A 21,162-nucleotide genomic window follows, 5' to 3' on the forward strand; every position below is an offset into this window, starting at 1 on the left:
TTTAGTCTTAATCTTCATGATTAATCGTATCTATTTTTAATCAGAAAAGTATAGACGAACTGTTTCTCCTTCTTCTAATTTCGTTCCGGCTGCCGGATCCTGCTCAATTACTTTATCTCCTTCACCCGATGCTTCTATCGAAAGATTAATTAAGTATTCTTGTAATTCATTACGAGACACGCCAATTAAATCTGGCACCTCAACTAACGGTTGATCTGGCCACTGATATTCTTTCTCTAAACCTTCTGTAGTTGTAGGTACGCCCATAGCACGTAGACTATCCTCCATTATATTTCCAACAATTGGAGCAGCTACCACTCCACCAAATTGAACAGTGTCCTTCGGGTTGTCGATAGCTAAATAGACAACAATTTCTGGGTCATTAGCAGGAGCGAATCCAATAAAAGAAACGATATGATTATCCGCCATATACTGTCCATCTTCTCCAACTTTTTGGGCAGTTCCTGTTTTACCACCTACTCGATATCCTTCTACATAAGCACCTCTACCAGTTCCTTTTGCCACAACACTTTCTAAAGCCTCACGTATTTGGATAGAAGTTTCATTTGAAATTACCTGTCTTTTCAAGGTAGGTTCAACTGTTTCCACACTTTCACCTGTTACTGGATCCAACCATTCTGCAGCAACATATGGTTCATATAAATATCCACCGTTTACTGCTGCTGAGACCGCCATAACTTGTTGAATTGGCGTTACTGATACACCTTGACCAAATGAAGTAGTAGCTAGTTCAACAGGTCCTACTTGATCTAAGTTAAATAATATCCCATTCTCTTCACCAAATAAATCAACGCCAGTCTTTTGTCCAAAACCAAAATCATCTATATAGGAAAACAGTTTTTCTTTACCAATTTTTTGACCTAAAGAAATAAAACCAGGGTTACATGAATTTTGGACAACTTCTAAGTAAGTTTGTTGGCCATGACCACCACTTTTCCAACAGTGTAATGTCGCACCGCCTACTTCCATACTTCCATCATCAAAAAATTCATCTTCCTCTAAATCAACAACTTCTTCTTCCAACGCTGCAGCTAATGTGATAATTTTAAAGGTGGAACCAGGTTCATATGTGCTCCAAATTGGTAAATTTCGATTATAAATATCTGCATCTACAGATTGATAATCTTCTGGATCAAAATTAGGCCTTGAAGCCATTGCAAGAATACCACCTGTATCAGGATCAACTGCTATCGCTAATGCGCCATCTGGATTATACGTTGCTTCCGCTTGATCCAGCTCTCTTTCTATAATTGTTTGAACTTTCGCATCAATAGACAATTTCATATCCAAACCATCAGTTGGCGCTTGATACGTATCTGCTAAACTGGGTAATCGTTGACCTTTAGCATCAGAATAGAATGATAGACTTCCTTTTTCTCCGCTGAGCTCTTCATCATAATATAACTCTAGTCCCATTAACCCTTGATTATCTATTCCACTAAAACCTAACACATGTGAAAGATAATCGCCATTGGGATAATATCGTTTCGTATCTTTAGCAACGTAAACCCCATCTAAAGCTAGCGTTTGAACCGCCTCTGCTTGTTCTTCTGTAACCTTTCTTCCGGCGTTAAATCGCACGATACTCGTGTTTTTCGTTAATTCTAATAACATGTCTTCTTCCGATATTTCTAAGATATTGCTTAGTAATGTTGCAGCTCTTTCTGAATCTTTGATTTGTCTCGGAACAACCATAATCGTAGGGGCTGTAACATTTTCTGCTAACACTAAGCCATTCTTGTCCAAGATTTGACCACGCTCAGCTTCAAAATCAATGTCCCTACTCCATGAAGCTTCCGCTTTATCCATCAGCTCGTCACCCATTATGAACTGAACATAACCCAAGCGAATCGTTATTACTAAAAACAAAAGAAAAGCAAAAAGAAATACAGTGACAATTCGTTTTCGCATCGTTACATTTGATACACGTTTCATGGCTTAATAACTCCTCACATTATCCAAGTAAAGTTGTATCTAGTATATGTAAATGTTAAACGAATAGAACACTGCATCACTTTGAATGCTTCACTCTAATTAATCATTTTCTGATGTTGTTTCTTCTTCTGACTCATCTTCTGACTCTTCTTCAGTATTCTCAGGTGGCGAAAATTCAACCATCATATAGGTGTTTTCCCCTATATCTGATCCAATTTTGACACTTTGAGAGGTGGCGTAACCACTTCCTATATATTCTAAATCCAGATCAACTAATTCACCTAACTCGATAACATTGCGCAATGACCAACCAGTAATGTTTGGCATCGTTGGATTATCTGTAACTAACAAGATATGTTCACCAGATACCACTTTCTCGCCAGATGTAACAGATGAAGCTGTAACCGACTCGCCATTACCAATCATGGTAACTTTCAGATCGTTTTCTTCTAAATTTGCTTTGACTTCGTCTACAGATTCTCCTATAACTTCTGGAAATGTATAAGTTGCAACAGTTTCTTGTTCTTCTTTATCAGGTTGAATATTTAAGTAATGTAAACTATTCTCCATAACATTTTTAAAAATGTAAGAAACAGGAGCAGACCCTGCTTCTCCTACTTCTAGTTCAGGCTGTTGTACCGTAATGTACATAATAAGCTCTGGATCTTCCTTCGGTGCCATCCCTAAAAAGGAAAAGATATAATTATTAGCCCCAGTTAAATATCCACCCTGAGAAAGTTGTGCTGTACCTGTTTTACCAGCAACAGAATAATCAGATAAATTATAAATATTATGGGCTGTTCCATCTTCTTCGGTTACAACTGTTTCTAATATATCAAGTACTTGGTTTGCCGTCTCCTCAGATATCGGATTGCCTACTACCTCTGATTCTGTTTCTTCAACAATTTGGCCAGTTTCACTATCCGTTATTTTTGATATCACGTATGGCTTCATCATATTACCATCATTAGCTAGTGCTGTAGCTGCTTGAATGAGTTGAATTGGCGTAACAGTTGAGCCTTGACCATAAGCAGTGGTTAACTTCTCAATCGTATAATTATACAGTATTGTCCCTGCCTGCTCTCTAGGTAAATCAATCCCCGTATTTTGGTCGAAATGAAACGCATTTAAGTATTCTAAAAACGTTTCTGTTCCCATCTTCTCCCAGACTAACTTAGACACAGCAACGTTTGAAGATCGTCGAATACCCTCATCAAATGGTATCAAACCCCATGATTGATTATAATCTGTAATTGGTTTTTCAATTTCATCAATTTTATAACTTCCAGATTCATAGAGTTCATCACCATTATAGACGCCTTCTTCAATTGCTGCAGCTAAAGTAAAAGCTTTCATAGTAGAACCAGGTTCAATTGGCGTCGATACCACATCATTATACCAATTCTCAACGTTTTCAAGGTCATTTGGATTATAACTTGGCCTGTTACTCATCGCTAATATTTCTCCCGTTTTTGGATCAATGACTGTGGCAGTAATACGTGCAGGATTGTAATCTTCTACCACTTGTGACATTGCATCCTCTAGGAATGTTTGAATTTTTTGGTCAATTGTTAGGTAAACATTGTCCCCATCTTCTTCTTCTTGAATAATTTCATCAGGGTCTAGTAATTTAGTATTGTATTTATCCCGTTTATACGAAATTGAACCATTCGTTCCTTGTAAGTAATCATCTAATTGCGCTTCAATACCTGTTATACCAGTAATAATTGAATCATCATTTTTTTGGGCAAGACCGATTATCTGAGAAGCGAAAGTACCATTTGGATAATAACGCTTTGCTTCTTCATCGAAATTTATTCCTGGTAAATCGAGTGCTTCAATATCCAACTTCACTTCTTGACTTAACTGACTACCATTTGCACCAAATTCTACTTGAAATTTATCATTTTCTATACCCGTTTGAAGAACAGATTTAACTTCTGCTACTTCCATATCCAACAAAGGTGCTAATGCTTCTGCAGTCTTATCTACATTATCCACATGTTTGGGATTATCAAGGTTTGTAGAATAAGCCTCATCAACAATCGCATATAAGCTATATGTTGCCCGATCTTGCGCAAGATCCATGCCATTACGATCATAAATCGTTCCTCGGTTTGCTTCTATTGCGTAATTATTCGTCCTACGATCATCCGCCCATTCTTGTAAATTTATTCCCTGAATTTCACCAGTTGCTTGTATGTATAAAAAGCGACCAGATAGTGTTAAAAATATCACGACAAATATAAGTATGAATAGGTTTGCCATCGTCGATGTCGTTTTATTTTTCTTCACTTTTGATCACCCCATTACTGTCTATTCAGAAATTGTAGCTGTTTGCTTTACTTCTGTGTTTTGAATTTTCAATCCATTCTCTTTAGCAATACGAAGAATGCGATCAGGATTACTATATTCTTTTACTTGATATGTTAAATTAGCGTTGATCGTTTCTTGCTGTTCCACGGTACTTTCTAAGCTTTGTATATCTCGATTTAAAGCGTCTAAATTTGTACTAAACGATACAACATAAAATAATGTTGCTGCTGTAGCCAAAGAAAAAATAACATATAAAAACTTTTCTCCTGGTGTTATCCAACGTTGCGTAACATCTACCTTAACTTGTTTCTTTGTTTCCGTTTGTCGGTAGGTTTGTTCACTTCTTTCAGCCGCTGTTTGTTGCCAATTTCTTGCTTCACTAGCACTCATGCCTGATCCCGCCCTTCTTTAAAGAAAAATTGATCATTCCAAGGTTTTACTTTTTCAACGATACGTAACTTTGCAGAACGCGCCCGCCTATTGTTATCTAGTTCTTCTTCATCTGCCACAATTGGCTTTTTCGTAATTTGTTTAAATGGTGGTTGACTCGTCTCCGGTATAATTGGAATGTTTCTAGGAAGTGGTGGTAAAGAGCTCCACTTCTTAAAAGCCTGCTTACATATTCTGTCTTCTAACGAATGAAAAGTAATGACTGCAATTCTTCCACCAACAGATACAGACTCTGCTGCTTGATGTAAAACATCATAGAAAGCATGTAACTCGTCATTTACCGCAATACGAATCGCTTGAAATACACGCTTTGCAGGATGGCCACCAGTTCTTCTGGTAGCTGCAGGAATACCCTCTTTAATGATCTCTGCAAGCTCAACTGTAGATTCAATTGGTTTCGTTTGTCTTGCAGCTTCTATTTTACGAGCAACTTGTTTGGAAAACTTCTCTTCACCATATTTAAAAAAGATCCGAACTAGCGCTTCATACGACCACGTATTAACAACTTCATAAGCTGATGTTGTTTGTGTTTGATCCATTCTCATATCAAGTGGTGCATCATGTTGATAACTAAAGCCACGTTCACTTTGATCTAATTGAGGAGAGGATACACCAAGATCAAATAGAATACCATCTACTTCATCAATTTGATGTTCTGCCAAAACATCTTGTAAATATCTGAAATTCGAATGCACAAACAACATTTTATTGTCATGTGCAGCTAATCTCTTTTTTGCTGCTTCTAAAGCAATCTGATCTTGATCAAACGCTACTAGTAAGCCTTCGTCATTTAGCTTTTCAACTATTTTTTCAGCATGACCACCGGCCCCTAATGTGCCATCAACATATGTACCATTTGGGCGTATATTCAATCCTTCTACCGCTTGTAGCTGTAGCACACTTTCATGTTCAAACATTCTTCCACCTTCTTCTTTTAGTAAAACATCCTATTTTCTAGGTTTTAGATTACATTTATAATTTTAAAAGTCTATATCAAGCATATTTTCTGCAATTTCAGAAAAAGATTCTTCAGACTCTTCAACATAGCCTGTCCAAGCTTGATCTGACCAAATTTCTACTCGATTCGAAACACCAATAACGGCACATTCTTTATCTAATACAGCATATTTGCGTAGTGCTGCAGGAATATTTATTCTACCCTGCTTATCTACCTCACATTCAACTGCGCCAGAAAAGAAAAATCGTGTAAAGGCACGTGCATCTTTTTTTGTTAACGGTAATTTTTTTAACTTTTCTTCTAAAAGGCGCCATTCAGTCATTGGATAAGCAAATAAACATTGATCTAAACCTCGCGTAACAACAAAGGTTTCACCAAGCCCATCTCTGAATTTTGAAGGAACAATAATGCGACCCTTGGTATCAATATTATGTTTGTATTCTCCCATAAACATATAGATCGCCCACCTTTTTTTCTATCTTACCACAACCCCCCACTATCCTCCACCATTTTTTTAATTTAGTAACATTCCTTTTAGATTTATTGGCTTTTAGCGATGGTTTGAGCTAGTTTAGTAAATAATGTAAGACTTATACACAGATAAAAAAGGGCGCTAACCATGAGGTTAGCGCCCTTTTTATCAGCTTCATTATTATTTAGTGGTAAGATGTGGGGATCATAGTGTAACAGAATAATGAAAGTGTCTAAACGTATACGGTTGATTAATTATCTCTCTAATCCAATTTTCTCCAAATTGGTTTATGAAGGAAACTGCATTCCATGACCTTTCTTGTAAACCATTATTAGGATGCAACGTAACATGTACCCTATCAAACATTTCAATCGTTTGATCGTGTCTTCCTACCACATTTTTTTCTAGAGATTCATGTAAGTAATCTATACTTTGTAAGAGATATTCCAAATTTTTATCTGCCAAATTCTCAAGATCTGGTCCCATTGATTTCGCAACATCTCGCAAAGGCTGGTGAATATGATCTATCGACTGTTTCACCTGTTCAACTAACGTACCTAGTGGCGGATTTAATTGAGAGCCTAGCCAAGTTAATTTATCTTGTAACGCTCCTGTTCGAATTACTTCTCCAACATCCATACCATGTTGCTTTATCTTTTTCTCTGTCTTACGATCCAGCAACGTGAATGAAAGTCTTGGTAACACTGGTGGCATCTTGTACCCTATTGCATGAAATGCAGGTTTTAAAATGGACCAATAACCTAATTCACCTGGTCCAGCCATAAACGCAAGAGTGGGGAATAAACACTCCTGCATCAATGGTCTCGTTACCACATTATTGCTCAACAATTCAGGATTATTTTCAGCTATTTCTATTAATTCAGATGTTGTAAATTGACATTCTTTATTTTTACCAGACCACTTATCTTTATCCGTTTTCACTAGTAAAATCCGCTCTCCATTTAAATGATAAAATAAGTGACCGTCTTCCTCATTGACATCAACAGATATAGAATAACCGTTTTTTTTCGTCGTTTGCAAACTTTGATATACATCCTTGCTTATCTCTGGTTGATGCTTAATCATCGCTTGAAAATGCTTTTTCTCTAATTGACGTACCATCGGATTACCAGAGTCTATTAACACTAACCCTTCTCCTTGAAATAGTACACTCGTAATTTCCGCGAAAAAGTCAACATAAGTATCCGAATGGCTTAATGCCTGTTTTACTTGTTTGTAGATTCTTTTCGTATGTATTGTTTCATCCAATTCTTTAAAAAGAGATTCTAACCAATCACTAGCCAGTTGATTATCTAGCGGTAATAGTGACATAGATTGCTTTTGTTTCACATAGTGCGCAATTTTATGTTTTCTCATTTTACCTTGTTCTTGTGCTACCATAATATGATTAATTTCCGCAAAATCATGATCTTCCCCTGCAATCCAAAATACTGGAATGACCGGAATCCCTAATTCGTCTTCTTGCTTTTTAGCAAAGGCAATAATTGAAATCATTTTGTGAATCGTATAAAGAGGCCCTGTTAAAAGTCCTGCTTGTTGACCACCAATAACAGTGACACTTGTTGGATCTTTTAGACGTTCTATATTGGCAAAGACAGCTTCATCTGCATGCCATTTTTTATTTAGGTGTTTTAATACAGAAACAAGTCGATCTCGATCATAAGCTTGATTATGTAAGTCGAATACACGTTGTTTCATTGTTTCTTCCATAAATGGATCATAATCAAATTGTTGCATAATCTCTTCTTTTTGTTGATAATAATCTTCTAATAACTTACTATGCGCTAATGTTATGGGATTAATGTACACAAGTACCTGCTCCTTCTGTTATGGGTTCTTCTATTTATGCTAGATTATAAGTAATTACGATTGAAATAGTATTACATGGTGATAATAAGTTCCATTATGATACCTGTTAATCCAAGTAAGACATAGGCAACCAAAAAGAAAAGAAACATAGAACGCCAAAACAATTTAAAAGCGTGTCTAAAAATAACTTCATGCGTGAATTTCCACTGTAAAATAACAAAACTCATCAATACTACTAACAAAAAAAGAATGATTATACCGACATAAGATGACTGGAATAAGTGTTTTAACATAATCATAACAGAAATAATGTAAAATAGCGTAGAATATGCAATGCTACTATGCAATACCTTTTTGGGATGTTTATATATTCTTTTGAATATGTAATAAAGTCCAACTGTAACTAATATAGGGAATGTAATGCTAATTGCAAATAGGTATGCAATGATGTGTGACAACATCTAATTCAACCCACTAACTTTGATTTTTACACTTCGAATGCACGTTTGTTTTTTTATAGAACAAACTAGTTATAAATACCAGTTAAACCGAGCTAATTATGACACTTATCTTAGAGACGCGTCAAGATAATAGCTCTATTTATATTCACTCAGTTCACTCATTGTATTTATATTTCCATACCTTAGCATATAATATTGTCATTTATCCGTCTAGTGCAAACTAGTGATTCCTCTTTTTTAGCAAATAAAAAGCCTTGCAAACTTTCTACAAGGTCTATAACTTAATAGTAGGTTTATCAAAATTTCCCCATAATCGTTGCATTTCATTAAAAGCCTCTTCATATTTCTCTAGTTGTTTTTTTAACGCTTTATTTTCATCTATTATGTCATGAACTTGTTGATAATCAATAGTTTGCTTTTGTTCAATCGCATCATAATTACCTTTTACTTTTTCTAAGATAGAAATCGCGGCCTCTAACGTTAGATGCTGATTCATTTCTGTCGGAAGATATATTGACTCATGAGGTTGTTTTTTTCTTTCTTTTTTAGCTAAATCAATTGCTTGTTGATACTGTTTTCGTATCGAAGCATTCCACCTAAACCCACATGCCGCTGGCGTTCTAACTAACCTTTTACCAACTTCTTTAAATGCCTCTAATTGTGTTTTACCATTACGTATATAGCGTAATACCGTCTCCGCTAAAAGCGCATCTTCATCCTGTGACCACGCATCTTGTCTAGTCGTACTCATTTTATTCCCCCTCCTATTACTTTTGCTATTACTATATGCAAAAAATAGGAGTGCTAGAATCAAATCTTTCTATTTTAATAGCAGAATTTTAAATGTCATCGTTTTAAAAACAAATAGAACAGTATCCTATTATGTTGTTAAAGCAACATAGTTTATCAATAGAATTTGACAAACAAAAAAAGATGACAGGAAGTCCCTGCCATCTTTTCAACGTTCTATTGTTCTACTACTTGTTTACCGTCATATTGTCCGCAAGCTTTGCAAACATGGTGAGGTTTAGTAAGTTCACCACAATTCGAACATACAATCATACCCGGTACATGTAATTTTTTATGTGTACGACGTTGATTTTTAACTTTTTTAGACGTTTTTCTTTTTGGTACAGCCATGTCTTACACCTCCTTCACTTACGAAACGAAAATCTTCCCTTACTATATCAAACATTAAGGCAAGGAAGTGGCATTAGTTTAAATCACTTTACCTTATTGATTTTCTTTGTTTTCTTTATCTAATAGAAATTGTAATTTTCTCATACGAGGATCAATCGTTTCCTCTTTTTTTTCTTCGAGAACAAGTTCCCATCCATTACCTGAAGTTAACGCGTGTTCTTCTAATTCTTTCTCACTAGCAAAAACACGTAAAGGAATTTTCAATATCACATTCTCCATGATATAAGGATCAAGGTCAAGTAATTCTCCATCAACTGGATGAATTTCTGAATCATCCTCTTCATTGTAATAAGGACTAATAGAAAAAAGTTCTGTTGCTTCTAATTCAAATGGATATTCGACATCGATTAATGTTCTCGCACATGGTAGGACCATCATACCTTTTAGTGTCATTTGACACGTTATCTGATCACCTTGTGCTGTAAGACTTCCCTTAACTAAAACAGGATCGATCCTTCTAATATCATTGTTCCACGTTTCAATTTCCGAAATATCTACTTTTTCGTCAAATTGAATAACTTCAGAACGAATTATCTTTTGAATAGAAATTTTCATTTGTATCACCTCAAGGCACATCGTTTATTGTAAAAGGAAATTGGTTGTTTGTCAACATTTTTTCTTTACACTTCGATGTGATTTTTTTATTACTTACTTGCTATGGTACAATACTATCCAGAAGGAGTGAAATCTATGCAAGCTTGTGGCATTATTGTAGAGTATAATCCCTTTCATTACGGACATCAATATCATGTGAAGCAGGCAAAAGAACAAACAGATGCAACATGTGTCATCGCCTGTATGAGCGGAAACTTTCTACAAAGAGGCGAACCTGCAATTGTTGATAAGTTTATGCGGGCCCGCATGGCAATTGATCAAGGTGTCGATATTGTCATTGAATTACCATATGCTAGTGCAGTACAACATAGTGACAATTTCGCTTCTGGTGCAATTGCATTATTAAACGAACTAAAAGTTTCGTCTATTTGTTTTGGTAGTGAACAAGGAAATATAGATTCCTTTCATCAAGCATATCAAATTTTAGAAGAAAATAAAATCGAATTCAATGCTATTATTAAAAATGAGTTGTCCTTAGGAAAATCCTATCCTGTAGCAAATAATAGAGCCTTTCAAAAAATCGGCTTAACAACCAACACGAATGGCCTTGATCTTAGTAAACCAAATAACATTTTAGGCTTTAGTTACGTAAAAAGTATTCACAAAATTAATCCATTAATTAAAGCTATCACGATTAAAAGAGTACAAAGTGATTACCATGATCAAGTTATTAAGCATCCATATGCTAGTGCTACGAGCATTCGGAAAGGTTTATTAGATCGACATGACATTTCAGATGACGTGTCACAGTCTTTACCAGAAAGTACTCAACAGTATCTAACAGCTTATAAGGAACAAACAGGTATTTGGCACACCTGGGAAGCTTATTTTTCATTCCTACAATACCGTGTAGCCACTATGTCTTTAGAAGCGTTGCAAATGATCCAAGGTGTAGATGAAGGGATGGAGTATCGGTTAAAAAAGACCGTCCACGAAGTAACGAGTTTCAAGCAATGGCTCACAGCATTACATACAAAACGTTTTACTAATACGCGTATACAACGTATGTTTGTTCATATTTTAACCCATACAACAAAGAATGAGATCAAACAAATCCAATTTGAACAGTCTATTCCTTACATTCGTTTACTTGGTATGTCGGAACAAGGAAAGATTCATTTGAATAACACGAAGAAAGAACGTCTCGTACCAATTGTGACGCAATTAAGTCGTAACTTATCACAAATGTTAGCATTAGATGAACGAGCAAGTGATGCCTATTACACGGTATTACCTGCAACAATGCGCAACCAAATGCGTAAACAAGAATTTAATCCACCATACATGAAATGAAATGTTCTTAAATGAACTTATTTCGTAAACTTAATTACTTGTTACTCAACTTTAGCAGAGTAAAAGTGGCAGATATGTCTTAGCATAACTAGAAAGTCTCATAATACAAATTTGAAGTTGACTTCGTATCCCTTTCGTAAGTATCATAGTGCTTTGACTGACGAACTTGAACGAACGAAACTACGACATAGATTATAAAGGTTATGCTATATAATTCCTTGTTAATCTGTCGCTGCAGAAAAACACTCGCTTTCCATGGGGAACGCTTCAGCCTCCTCGTGAGCAAAAAACGCTCACTGCGGGGTCTTCAGACTGTTCCTTTCCCATAGGAGTCTCGCATTTTTCCTTCGCTAATTTGTGTTAACATTTCCATTTCACCATTATAAGATCCTTACCCGCTTCGTCAGCAAACGATCTTGATGTGGCGAGTAATCGCAGGTCCAAAAGTCTCTTTCCGAGTGGATCATCAACTTGTGGGATTGGGATTACTCATCCCACCCTAAAACATTTGCTGTTCCCACAGGACAAGGAATGCTTCTAAGAGTTCACATCGCACGAAAATCGTTTTTTATTTTCGAGGAGTGTCATCCATTTGCTTTCTTCGCTTGATAGCGTACCTTTTCGACATGTGATTAATTTATGCTCTCTAATATTACTGTGTAATAAACTAGCGTATCAAGTGAAATTGGCGACACTCCTGCAGGAACAGCGCGGGCTGAAGATCCACTCGGAAACGTTCTTAGTTTTCGAGTTAGCTGAAGCCGTGCCTGCGGAAAGGGAGTCAATTTCACTTGAGGAGCGGGGCAGGAAATTCTATTAAGTCTCAGTTGATGGAAAATGCGATACAACATTTTAACAAAAGATAAATTGCTTTAGGTACGACAGCTTTTAATAATACAGAACCCCCATTAGTCATACTAATGGGGGTTCATGTTCTATTCTAGATTTTCTAAATAAGTAATGGCGTCTTCAAATGTGTCTACTGGCACAATTTCCATCTCTGTATCGATTTCATTAGCTGTTTCCAGTGCAACTTGATAATTTGAATCTTCAGCTCCACCTTGATTTGGTGCAAAGAAGATCGTACATCCCTCTTTATCAGCAGCGATTACTTTCTTATCAATACCACCAATAGGTAAAACATCTCCTTCATAGCTAATTTCTCCTGTACCTGCTATCTCTTGTCCTTTTGTAAGATCCTCTTCTGTTAATTGATCATATATTTCTAAAGAAAACATTAATCCAGCACTAGGTCCACCGATTTCACCACTTGTAAATGTAATTTCAGGATCAACCGTAACTTCTCTATTGGTAACAAGTTGAATCCCAATGCCTACTTGATCAGGGTTATCAGGAAATTCGGCTAATGTAACCACTTCATTTATTTGTTCTTCTTCTCTATCAATCGTTAAAGAAATTTCTTCACCAACTTGCATGCCACTTACCATTTCGATTAATTCATCAGCATCTTTAATTACTTGATCATTTATCTCTGTTATTTTATCGCCTGTTTCTAACTTATCAAAAGCTGGCATATCTTCTAAAACTGAAACAACATATACCCCTTCATAAGAAATATCTATCTCCTGATCTGCTGCTTGGTAGGCAACAACAGTAGATGCCTCTTGTGAACTTTCCATCATTTGTAGTTGAGCTTGAAAGTATTCTTCTTGACTAATCCCCTCTGGAAATACATCTTCCAAACGTTCAATATCTTGATGAGGTTGCATTAAAGCCCATATATATTGTAAAGGCGTTGCTTGTCCACCCCTTACCGTTACTAAGTGCATGTCTCCTTCACTTTCATATCCATCGGCTACTTCAACAACGGGACTAAGCGCATCTGCTCCACCAGGTTTATATATGTAATACGGTAGTCGATAAGCAACCAGAAAAGCAATGACAATCATTAATACACTATAAATTATAATCTTTTTCTTATTCCAATTCATTTTTTCCCCCACTTGTCTGTTAGTTTACTATTTACTTTATGCCTTTTCTATTTTAGATAGACTTTTTATCTATTCTTAAGCATAAAAAAAAGCGGTACTTGCGTATACATTGTTATAGAGGCTTGGACAAGAGAAACTATACTTATTCTACTATTATTTAATTTAGAAGTACAGAATTGTGAAAGCGAATTAGGAGGCATAAAACAATTGAAATCAAAAACGAAGTCAGGCTTCTTAGCAAGCATAGCACTATTTGTTGCTGTAGCGCTGATTACTTTTCCAAAAGATGCACTAGAAGCAAGTATACGCGGAATTGATATGTGGTGGGGAACAGTTTTCCCTTCTTTACTTCCTTTTTTTGTTACAGCAGAGTTATTAATTGGTTTTGGTGTGGTTCGTTTTATTGGCGTTTTATTTGAACCAATCATGCGTCCTGTATTTAATGTCCCTGGGGTTGGAAGCTTTGTCTGGGCAATGGGCATGGCAAGCGGCTATCCATCTGGCGCTAAATTAACAGCAAGACTGCGACAAGAAAAACAATTAACTAAAATAGAAGCAGAACGGTTAGTCTCTTTTACTAACGCTTCAAATCCTTTGTTTATTATTGCAGCAGTATCAGTTGGCTTCTTTCATGATGCCTCACTAGGATTTCTGCTTGCTGTCGTACATTATTCCAGTAATGCACTTGTTGGTGTGTGCATGCGTTTTTACGGTAAGGAGAAAGAGCTTAAACCAAGATATAGAGTGAAAGGACTTGCCATTGGTAGAGCATTTAGTGAACTGCATGAGACACGATTAAAAGATAGTAGACCTTTTGGTAAAATTTTTGGTGATGCTATCACGCAATCCGTACAAACATTATTAATGATTGGTGGATTTATCATTATGTTTTCTGTGTTTACCGCACTACTTCACGCTATTGGTCTAGCAACCTTTATTTCTAATGGGATAGGCGTGGTACTTGTAGCTTTTAATTTACCAAGCGAACTAGCATTACCATTATTCTCAGGTCTCTTTGAAATTACACTTGGTGCCCAAATGATTGCTAATACAAATATGACCGATCTTTTACCACAAGCTGTTATTTTAAGTTTTATCTTTGCTTTTAATGGTTTTTCCGTACAAGCACAAGTAGCTAGCATACTAGCAGAAACAGATATTCGCTTCATCCCCTACTTTTTCGCAAGAATTTTACATGGTATATTTGCAAGTTGCTTAGTTATTTTACTATTTCCGTATTTATATTCCAATCAAGCACTAGAAACAAGAAAATTAATTCCTGCTTTCTTATCAACGGAAACACAAGGATCTTTTCAATTGTATACAGCTATCCAAGAATACGGACCAATTATCACACTAGCTTCCCTTTTCGTTGCATTTTTAATTCTTCTTAGTCGGATTCGAGCCCAAAAAAACAGCTAATCAATTAGATTAGCTGTTTTTTTGCTGTTCAATAAATTTTTCTTTTAAGGCCTTGTCGACAACTTCTGGAACTAAATCAGATACATTGCCTTTATATTTAGCTACCTCTTTCACCATACTAGAACTTAAAAAGGAATATTGATTATTAGTCATGATAAAAAAAGTTTCTACATCTTCATTTAGTTTGCGATTCATTGAAGTTATTTGTAACTCATATTCAAAGTCACTAACTGCACGAAGGCCTCGCACAATTGCTTGCGCATTCTTTTCTCGTGCATAATCAACTAATAGACCCCCATGCGAATCAATTGAAACGTTTGGTATATTAGCTGTAACTAATTCAAGCATCTTCATTCTTTCATCGACTGTAAATAAGGGTGATTTTGATTGGTTATTAAATACAGCTACTATTACATGATCAAATACTTTTGCTGCCCGTTGAATAATATCCAAATGACCAAAAGTAATTGGATCGAAACTACCAGGACAAATCGCTAGCCTCTCATTCATTCTTTTCTTCTCCCTTCTTATATAATGAAATAGCAGTTGAATTACTGTATCTTTCCGTTTTCAACTTGTGAAAACCTTCGTAATAGTCAGGTAATGATTGTCTTCTTTCATGTTCACAAACAATAATTGTTTTATCCGTTACAAGCTTATAGGTTAGTAAAGCTTCTAGTAGTTTCTCGTATGATATCTTTTCATAAGGCGGATCAAGAAAGACAAGATCAAAGGTTAGGTCTCTTTTACCAGCAGCCTTTAATGCACGAAATGCTTCTGTCCGGAATACCTCAGCATGATCTTCTAGATCTAAAATTTCCAGATTGGCATAGATAGTTTGAATTGCTTTTGACTGTTGATCAACGAATATAACTTTGTCCATCCCTCTGCTTAATGCTTCTATTCCTAATGCGCCGCTGCCTGCAAATAAATCTAAACACATTCCACCTTCAAAATATGGACCAATCATTTGAAATAAAGCTTCCTTTACTTTATCTGTTGTTGGTCTGGTTAAATTATTCGGAACGGACTGTAATCTCCGACCTTTATATGTACCTGCAATCACTCTCATCATGCACACCTCTTATTTATATTATTCGACTTCCATCCTACCATAAAATGCTGCATGACAGAAATTTTAATCAAACTGTGTCAAAACATGGCACTAAAACTTTTATTTATAAGTTCCTTAACAAGAAATGTATAGAAAAATATTTCTCGTCTATACTAGGCTAGTGAGGTAGCTAAACAAGGCTTTGGTTACTTCTTGAAGACGGAGAAGGCTTACGTTTCCCCATAAGTACTTCCTCCGGTTTCTCCTCTCCCTTTGCCTTTTTGATTTCTAATATAGAAGTTAAAAAGGGCCTGCAGATTAATTGATCTGCAGGCTTTTTTTGTTCATTTAAGTAGTTAAACCTCTAAATTCCCATCTTGTAATCATACTCTTTCGCTTTATCCTTTTTAGCATTTTCAAACTCTGTTCTGATAAATGGTTTAAAGGACTTCTCTACACGTGTAATGAAGGGAAGCTTCTCTAACTTTATTAGTTTGTCATCTACTTCTTCTTTATCAACGTATACTACAGCATACTTCAAATTTCTTGAAACATAAATGAGATGGCCGTACCGCTTGATTTGTTTCATATTTTTCATATGTTGAAACCAAATAATAAGTCCTTGTCGTTGTGTTCGCATTTGTGTTTTCCTCGCTTACTTTTTTGTTTCGCATCTAACAGGATAAATATAGATTACTCTATCTATGATGCACAGCCGCAACCGCCACCAGATCCGCAACCACATCCACTGTCTGTTAATAATGCGCCATCTTTTGGCACTTTAACTTGACTACTAACACTTTGTGCAATACGTTCACTAACCTCATCTAATAATGTTTGCACATTTCGTTCCGTAATTTTAAATTTTGCAACGTAATCATTCATATCCATCTCTCGCTTCGTTGCACGAATTTCTTTCGTAATCGCACTATAGTCCGGATGATAACGCCCAAACCTCTGTACTTCTTCATACTGTTCCTTTTTATCATGGAAAGCAGTAATAAGACGCTGTGCTTCTTTATCATTTGCCAATGCTTCTTTTGCTTCTATATAATCAATCATGAGTTCTGATTGCATAATCATTTGACCAATACGTTCAGATTCATCTATCAAATCAACAATTTCAGATGTAGCTAACACAATCTTCACCTCCATAAGGATTATCATACCAGTAAAGTGCCTAAAAAAAAAGAGGGCAAGTGCTAATCTTTCCAAGCACTTGCCATTTGAAGAAACATTGCCATCATTTGCATTTGTTCCGATACTTTCTCAACACGTTGCGGAATCGTTTTACCAAGGTAACTTTTTGCTTCTTTTTCGAATTGCTCAAATTGGGTAGGATCTCTCGATAATGTTCGATACCAAATTGGTTGATTACGCAGAAAAAACAACAACTCCGGTTTCGCATTTATTTGATTGTATACTCTAGGATCGATAAAGATCTCCTCCTAATCACGATAAAACTGAAAAGGTCTACGTGTTGATGGATTTGATGGTTTAGTTGGCGTTTGTTTATTTTCATCTTTAAATTGAGCCAGTAATGATTGGATGTTTGTAATGGCTCCATTTAATTGCTCAATATTCCCTTCCATTTTATTCATATCTACTTTTTCCATCAAACCTGTTACTTGTTTCATCCACTCTTGTTTACTTTTCTTTTTTTTGGCAGGCTCTTCTACCTTTTTACTGGATGCATCTTTGAGATACGTTTCCCAACTTGAATCATCTTCTCCTAATAACACCCATTGTTCATAGAAATCTTGCCACCTTTTATTCCCATTTCGAACTTCTCTAATTAAGCCTGGATGTTCTTGAACAAATTTTTTGAATTTTGCAATGCTCGGATCCAGTTCAGGATTAGACACAAACGATCACCTCTTATCCCTATTTACTATCAAAATAGTTTATGTCAATTAGGCACAAAAGGTGATACGTGAATAGTATCGTTACTTACCTAAAAAGTTTTGTGTATAATAGTCACGGTAAACACCAACACCTAAATCTGTATATTCTTTTTTTAGAAGTGCCTCTCGGTGCCCGTCACTATTTAACCAGCCCTCAACAGCAGCAGGAGCATCTACATATTGCGCTGCAATGTTTTCTCCTGCTAATTTGTATATTTCATCATTTACTTCTAATCGTTCTTTAAGGCTTGCTCCTGATTGTGAATAATGAGAGAAATAATTATTTTTTTCCATATCTTTACTATGGTTATAAGCAACTTCTTGCACTGATTGATTCCATACAAGTTGATCTCTATCAAATCTATTTCTAATTACATTTGTTATTGCGAAAATTTGTTGTTCTTCACCCGAAGCAATAGACTGCCAATCCTCTTCTGAAACAAATGGCGATTCAGGAAGTTTACCACGAAAGCTAATTTCATAAGGTTGCTGCATCAGCAAGACTTCTTCTGTCATTAACCGAAATGACGACAATACTTCATTGTATGAATCAAAATAAAATTGAATGAAAAGATTTTCATTAATCTGTTTTAATGGTCTCATTTTCTTATCTTCTTCTGTAAGTTTAAATGTATAAGTAGAAAAACTAATTTGATCTTCAAATTGATATTCTTCTGCTAATACTTGATAAGATGTCCCAATTTTAATCGGGTCAAAGTTAGATTCAACTCCAGTAGCATAGAGCGTAACAATCCTTTTCTCCTTCACGCCAAATTGTATGTACTGGTCATCACCATTTTGATAAACCCACCACGTATACCCATATGGACTTAAATCTTTACGAATTGGCTCCCCTTTTTCTTCTCGTAGTGCATCTGTTGTTTCACCAATCCAACTAAATACTCCATTGTGAGTAGTTGTCTTTGAGGCTATATATACTGGCGATACTTTAGCATCGTTTACTATTTCTTTTTGGCTCATCAAACTCTCAACATTAGATATTACTTCCTGCGTTCCCACTTTTCCTTGTAACATATAAAAAACACCTGCACCTAATAAAAAAACAAAGAGGACTCTTTTTACTACATTTTTCATGCATTTTAGCTCCTTTGCGAATCCAATTTCCTGCACTACTATATTATGTATGTGTACAACCTTTTATTATTGAATGCATTAGGAAACTATAAAAAGACCCTTTACTTAACTTCAGTAAAGAGCCTTTAGATAGTCAACAATTATATTAGTGTAATTCTGGACGTTCTGAAATTTCTTCTAATGCATGCCCAGCAGCCATATTTGACTTGTCATCTAATGATAAGTCACCTAATGCGACAATACCGACAATTTTCTTGTTTTCTACAATTGGTAAGCGTCTAATTTGATGTTCTGCCATAATAGAACTTGCTTCTTGAACATTAGTGTTTTGTTCTGCTGTAATAAGATGATCTGTCATAACTTCTTTAATTTTTGTTGTTCCTGGTTTATCTAAAGCATAACCTCTAAGGACTAAATCACGGTCAGTCACCATACCCATTATTTCTTTGTTATCTTGACAAACTGGAATAGCACCAACGTTATGTTGCTTCATCATTTCAGCTGCTTTAATAAGCGAGTCATCTGGGGAACAATAAGTAACGTCCTGCGTCATTATATCTTTTACAGTTTTCATAAATATCCTCCTCCGTGTTAATTGATTGAATACAACTATTCATCATTTGTTATTATGACCGACTAAGTAAAAAACTTGCATTTCTGAAGAAAAAAACTTGAAGTGAATTTAGATCCGATAGTCACCTTAATGGTAGGCAGCTTTCTAAAGGAGGATTGTTTATGACTAAATGACTATAGACTCCAACTTAATATTCCTTGCGTCAAGATTTATATCAACTGCGACTTAACACCCGCTACGGAAGCAAATGGGCTCCCTTTCTGTGGGAACAGCGCGGGCTGAAGATCCACTCGGAAAGCGAGCCCATTTCAATTGTGGAGCGGGTATAGAATCTACGTCGCAGTTTCTCTCCACTCTGAATATTGAAAGCAAAAACTGAGGAAAATTGAGTCTATTATTAAATTTCACAAAATAAAGTGATTAACTTACTTAAGCACTATTAAATTAACCAACTTCATGCTATATTTTGTATAAAGGATTTTTGAAAACAGTTTCCTCTTGAAAGGAGTCACATACATAAATTGTTCCGTTATCTTAGTAAACGTCATTGGATATTAATTTTATTAGCATTACTACTTATTTTGATTGGTTACTTTGTATTACCTGTTTCTATTCCGCTAATACTTGCCTTTTTTACAGCATTATTCTTGAACCCTACCATTCGATGGTTACAATTTCGCTTTAAGATAAATCGGAAGTTTGCAGTTACTATTGTCTTTCTGGTATTTATATTAATTGTCGGAATTATTGGTACATATACAGTTACAAGTGTTGTAAAGCATGTCGTTACACTTGCTGAGAATACGCCAACATATGTCAATCAAATAAATGGAAAAGTCATAGAGTGGGAAGCTGATTTGGACCGTGTGATGAAGGATCTACCTACAGAATTTGTAGATCAGGTAAAAGATAGTATAAAGGAAAATGTATTGATTGTTAACGAAACAATTAAAAATAACCTACAGCTTGAAAACATCGCCGGTTATGTAGCTGCCGTACCACAATACATTGTGAGCTTTATCGTTTACTTAATTGCTTTATTCTTGTTTATGATCGAATTACCACTTTTGAAATCAAAATCTTATTATTATCTCACTGCAGATACAGCAGAGAAAGCTCGGTTTATGAGTGCACGATTATCTTATGTTGTCTTAGGCTTTCTGAAAGCACAGTTTCTAGTTAGCACAGTTATTTTTGTCATATCGTTGCTAGGCCTACTATTTATTTTCCCGGAATACGCGTTAATTATGTCACTTATTATTTGGGTTATTGATTTCATCCCAATCATTGGATCAATTGCAGTTTTAGGACCGTGGTCGTTGTATATGTATATAACCGGTGACATCGTACTTGGATCACAACTAGCTGTGCTCGCTATTGTTCTTTTAATTATTCGGAGAACCGTGGAACCCAAGGTAATGGGGAGACATATCGGTTTATCACCATTGGCAACATTGATTGCCATGTATATTGGTCTTCAATTAATTGGTTTACTTGGTTTTATAATAGGTCCACTGTTTGTTATCGCTTTTAATTCAGCAAAAGAAGCTGGGATTATCAAATTAAAATTTAAAATTTAAAAGAGGCTGATTTTAAAAATCAGCCTCTTT

22 protein-coding genes are annotated in these 21,162 nt (G+C 35.7%); 3 read left to right on the plus strand and 19 right to left on the minus strand.

Annotated features, from left to right (window positions below):
• Positions 1–36: 36 nt before the first annotated feature.
• The 10 genes from D2K62_RS03005 to D2K62_RS03050 form a co-directional block, all read right to left on the minus strand.
• Positions 37–1,956, minus strand: coding sequence for a stage V sporulation protein D (locus D2K62_RS03005; protein WP_112180753.1), 1,920 nt, complete (start codon positions 1,954–1,956; stop codon positions 37–39).
• A 99-nt stretch (positions 1,957–2,055) separates the two neighbouring features.
• Positions 2,056–4,251: a penicillin-binding protein gene (locus tag D2K62_RS03010; RefSeq protein WP_369974618.1), complete on the minus strand. Its 2,196-nt coding sequence runs from the start codon at positions 4,249–4,251 to the stop codon at positions 2,056–2,058.
• Between the two features lie 21 nt (positions 4,252–4,272).
• On the minus strand, positions 4,273–4,662 hold the full coding sequence (ftsL, locus tag D2K62_RS03015; protein WP_112180752.1) for a cell division protein FtsL: 390 nt from the start codon (positions 4,660–4,662) through the stop codon (positions 4,273–4,275).
• Complete coding sequence (gene rsmH, locus D2K62_RS03020; RefSeq protein ID WP_117160888.1) at positions 4,659–5,639, minus strand: 16S rRNA (cytosine(1402)-N(4))-methyltransferase RsmH; 981 nt, start codon at positions 5,637–5,639, stop codon at positions 4,659–4,661. Before rsmH ends, ftsL begins: the two co-directional genes overlap by 4 nt.
• A gap of 63 nt (positions 5,640–5,702) precedes the next feature.
• Complete coding sequence (mraZ, locus tag D2K62_RS03025) at positions 5,703–6,134, minus strand: division/cell wall cluster transcriptional repressor MraZ (protein ID WP_112180750.1); 432 nt, start codon at positions 6,132–6,134, stop codon at positions 5,703–5,705.
• 222 nt (positions 6,135–6,356) lie between these two features.
• Complete coding sequence (gene bshC / locus D2K62_RS03030) at positions 6,357–7,982, minus strand: bacillithiol biosynthesis cysteine-adding enzyme BshC (protein ID WP_117160889.1); 1,626 nt, start codon at positions 7,980–7,982, stop codon at positions 6,357–6,359.
• 71 nt (positions 7,983–8,053) lie between these two features.
• Positions 8,054–8,443 carry a DUF3397 domain-containing protein gene (locus D2K62_RS03035; RefSeq protein ID WP_117160890.1) on the minus strand — a complete coding sequence of 130 codons (390 nt, stop codon included), beginning with the start codon at positions 8,441–8,443 and terminating at the stop codon, positions 8,054–8,056.
• 274 nt (positions 8,444–8,717) lie between these two features.
• On the minus strand, positions 8,718–9,194 hold the full coding sequence (locus tag D2K62_RS03040) for an RsfA family transcriptional regulator (RefSeq protein WP_112180747.1): 477 nt from the start codon (positions 9,192–9,194) through the stop codon (positions 8,718–8,720).
• 215 nt (positions 9,195–9,409) lie between these two features.
• Entirely contained in the window at positions 9,410–9,583 is a 174-nt protein-coding gene (rpmF, locus tag D2K62_RS03045) for a 50S ribosomal protein L32 (RefSeq protein WP_112180746.1), read from the minus strand.
• A gap of 93 nt (positions 9,584–9,676) precedes the next feature.
• Entirely contained in the window at positions 9,677–10,198 is a 522-nt protein-coding gene (locus D2K62_RS03050; protein WP_112180745.1) for a YceD family protein, read from the minus strand.
• Between the two features lie 135 nt (positions 10,199–10,333).
• Between D2K62_RS03050 and D2K62_RS03055 the strand changes: the two genes are divergently transcribed.
• Positions 10,334–11,551 (plus strand): nucleotidyltransferase, encoded by a 1,218-nt coding sequence (locus D2K62_RS03055; RefSeq protein ID WP_112180744.1) that lies wholly within the window; start codon positions 10,334–10,336, stop codon positions 11,549–11,551.
• A gap of 935 nt (positions 11,552–12,486) precedes the next feature.
• Here D2K62_RS03055 and D2K62_RS03060 read toward each other — a convergent pair.
• Positions 12,487–13,503 (minus strand): SepM family pheromone-processing serine protease, encoded by a 1,017-nt coding sequence (locus D2K62_RS03060; RefSeq protein ID WP_112180742.1) that lies wholly within the window; start codon positions 13,501–13,503, stop codon positions 12,487–12,489.
• Between the two features lie 207 nt (positions 13,504–13,710).
• On the opposite strand from D2K62_RS03060, the gene ylbJ reads away from it, so the two are divergent.
• Entirely contained in the window at positions 13,711–14,925 is a 1,215-nt protein-coding gene (ylbJ, locus tag D2K62_RS03065; protein ID WP_112180741.1) for a sporulation integral membrane protein YlbJ, read from the plus strand.
• Positions 14,926–14,934: 9 nt separating this feature from the next.
• Here ylbJ and coaD read toward each other — a convergent pair whose 3' ends face one another.
• The 8 genes from coaD to D2K62_RS03105 form a co-directional block, all read right to left on the minus strand.
• Complete coding sequence (coaD, locus tag D2K62_RS03070) at positions 14,935–15,435, minus strand: pantetheine-phosphate adenylyltransferase (RefSeq protein ID WP_112180740.1); 501 nt, start codon at positions 15,433–15,435, stop codon at positions 14,935–14,937.
• Positions 15,428–15,997, minus strand: coding sequence for a 16S rRNA (guanine(966)-N(2))-methyltransferase RsmD (gene rsmD / locus D2K62_RS03075; RefSeq protein WP_112180739.1), 570 nt, complete (start codon positions 15,995–15,997; stop codon positions 15,428–15,430). The genes coaD and rsmD overlap by 8 nt, the downstream gene beginning before the upstream one ends.
• Positions 15,998–16,343: 346 nt before the next feature.
• Complete coding sequence (locus D2K62_RS03080) at positions 16,344–16,619, minus strand: YlbG family protein (protein WP_112180738.1); 276 nt, start codon at positions 16,617–16,619, stop codon at positions 16,344–16,346.
• A 62-nt stretch (positions 16,620–16,681) separates the two neighbouring features.
• A complete protein-coding gene (locus D2K62_RS03085; RefSeq protein WP_117160891.1) occupies positions 16,682–17,119 on the minus strand; it encodes a YlbF/YmcA family competence regulator in 438 nt (145 codons plus the stop codon).
• A 62-nt stretch (positions 17,120–17,181) separates the two neighbouring features.
• Entirely contained in the window at positions 17,182–17,370 is a 189-nt protein-coding gene (locus D2K62_RS03090; RefSeq protein WP_232824016.1) for a YlbE-like family protein, read from the minus strand.
• 57 nt (positions 17,371–17,427) lie between these two features.
• Positions 17,428–17,844 (minus strand): YlbD family protein, encoded by a 417-nt coding sequence (gene ylbD / locus D2K62_RS03095; RefSeq protein ID WP_117160892.1) that lies wholly within the window; start codon positions 17,842–17,844, stop codon positions 17,428–17,430.
• Positions 17,845–17,925: 81 nt separating this feature from the next.
• A complete protein-coding gene (locus tag D2K62_RS03100) occupies positions 17,926–18,978 on the minus strand; it encodes a CAP domain-containing protein (RefSeq protein ID WP_117160893.1) in 1,053 nt (350 codons plus the stop codon).
• Positions 18,979–19,123: 145 nt separating this feature from the next.
• Complete coding sequence (locus D2K62_RS03105) at positions 19,124–19,552, minus strand: CBS domain-containing protein (protein ID WP_112180733.1); 429 nt, start codon at positions 19,550–19,552, stop codon at positions 19,124–19,126.
• A 521-nt stretch (positions 19,553–20,073) separates the two neighbouring features.
• Between D2K62_RS03105 and ytvI the strand changes: the two genes are divergently transcribed.
• Positions 20,074–21,132 carry a sporulation integral membrane protein YtvI gene (gene ytvI, locus D2K62_RS03110; protein ID WP_112180732.1) on the plus strand — a complete coding sequence of 353 codons (1,059 nt, stop codon included), beginning with the start codon at positions 20,074–20,076 and terminating at the stop codon, positions 21,130–21,132.
• Positions 21,133–21,162 lie beyond the last annotated feature (30 nt).

The organism is Paraliobacillus sp. X-1268 (genome assembly GCF_003426095.1).
Lineage (GTDB): Bacteria > Bacillota > Bacilli > Bacillales > Amphibacillaceae > Paraliobacillus_A > Paraliobacillus_A zengyii.

Coding starts and splice junctions, on each gene's coding strand:
- D2K62_RS03040 (WP_112180747.1), bottom strand. CDS start 9,194: ATGAGTACGACTAGACAAGATGCGTGGTCACAGGATGAAGATGCGCTT.
- rsmD (WP_112180739.1), bottom strand. CDS start 15,997: ATGAGAGTGATTGCAGGTACATATAAAGGTCGGAGATTACAGTCCGTT.
- D2K62_RS03100 (WP_117160893.1), bottom strand. CDS start 18,978: ATGAAAAATGTAGTAAAAAGAGTCCTCTTTGTTTTTTTATTAGGTGCA.
- coaD (WP_112180740.1), bottom strand. CDS start 15,435: ATGAATGAGAGGCTAGCGATTTGTCCTGGTAGTTTCGATCCAATTACT.
- mraZ (WP_112180750.1), bottom strand. CDS start 6,134: ATGTTTATGGGAGAATACAAACATAATATTGATACCAAGGGTCGCATT.
- D2K62_RS03005 (WP_112180753.1), bottom strand. CDS start 1,956: ATGAAACGTGTATCAAATGTAACGATGCGAAAACGAATTGTCACTGTA.
- rsmH (WP_117160888.1), bottom strand. CDS start 5,639: ATGTTTGAACATGAAAGTGTGCTACAGCTACAAGCGGTAGAAGGATTG.
- D2K62_RS03050 (WP_112180745.1), bottom strand. CDS start 10,198: ATGAAAATTTCTATTCAAAAGATAATTCGTTCTGAAGTTATTCAATTT.
- D2K62_RS03055 (WP_112180744.1), top strand. CDS start 10,334: ATGCAAGCTTGTGGCATTATTGTAGAGTATAATCCCTTTCATTACGGA.
- D2K62_RS03105 (WP_112180733.1), bottom strand. CDS start 19,552: ATGAAAACTGTAAAAGATATAATGACGCAGGACGTTACTTATTGTTCC.
- D2K62_RS03060 (WP_112180742.1), bottom strand. CDS start 13,503: ATGAATTGGAATAAGAAAAAGATTATAATTTATAGTGTATTAATGATT.
- D2K62_RS03035 (WP_117160890.1), bottom strand. CDS start 8,443: ATGTTGTCACACATCATTGCATACCTATTTGCAATTAGCATTACATTC.
- rpmF (WP_112180746.1), bottom strand. CDS start 9,583: ATGGCTGTACCAAAAAGAAAAACGTCTAAAAAAGTTAAAAATCAACGT.
- D2K62_RS03080 (WP_112180738.1), bottom strand. CDS start 16,619: ATGCGAACACAACGACAAGGACTTATTATTTGGTTTCAACATATGAAA.
- ftsL (WP_112180752.1), bottom strand. CDS start 4,662: ATGAGTGCTAGTGAAGCAAGAAATTGGCAACAAACAGCGGCTGAAAGA.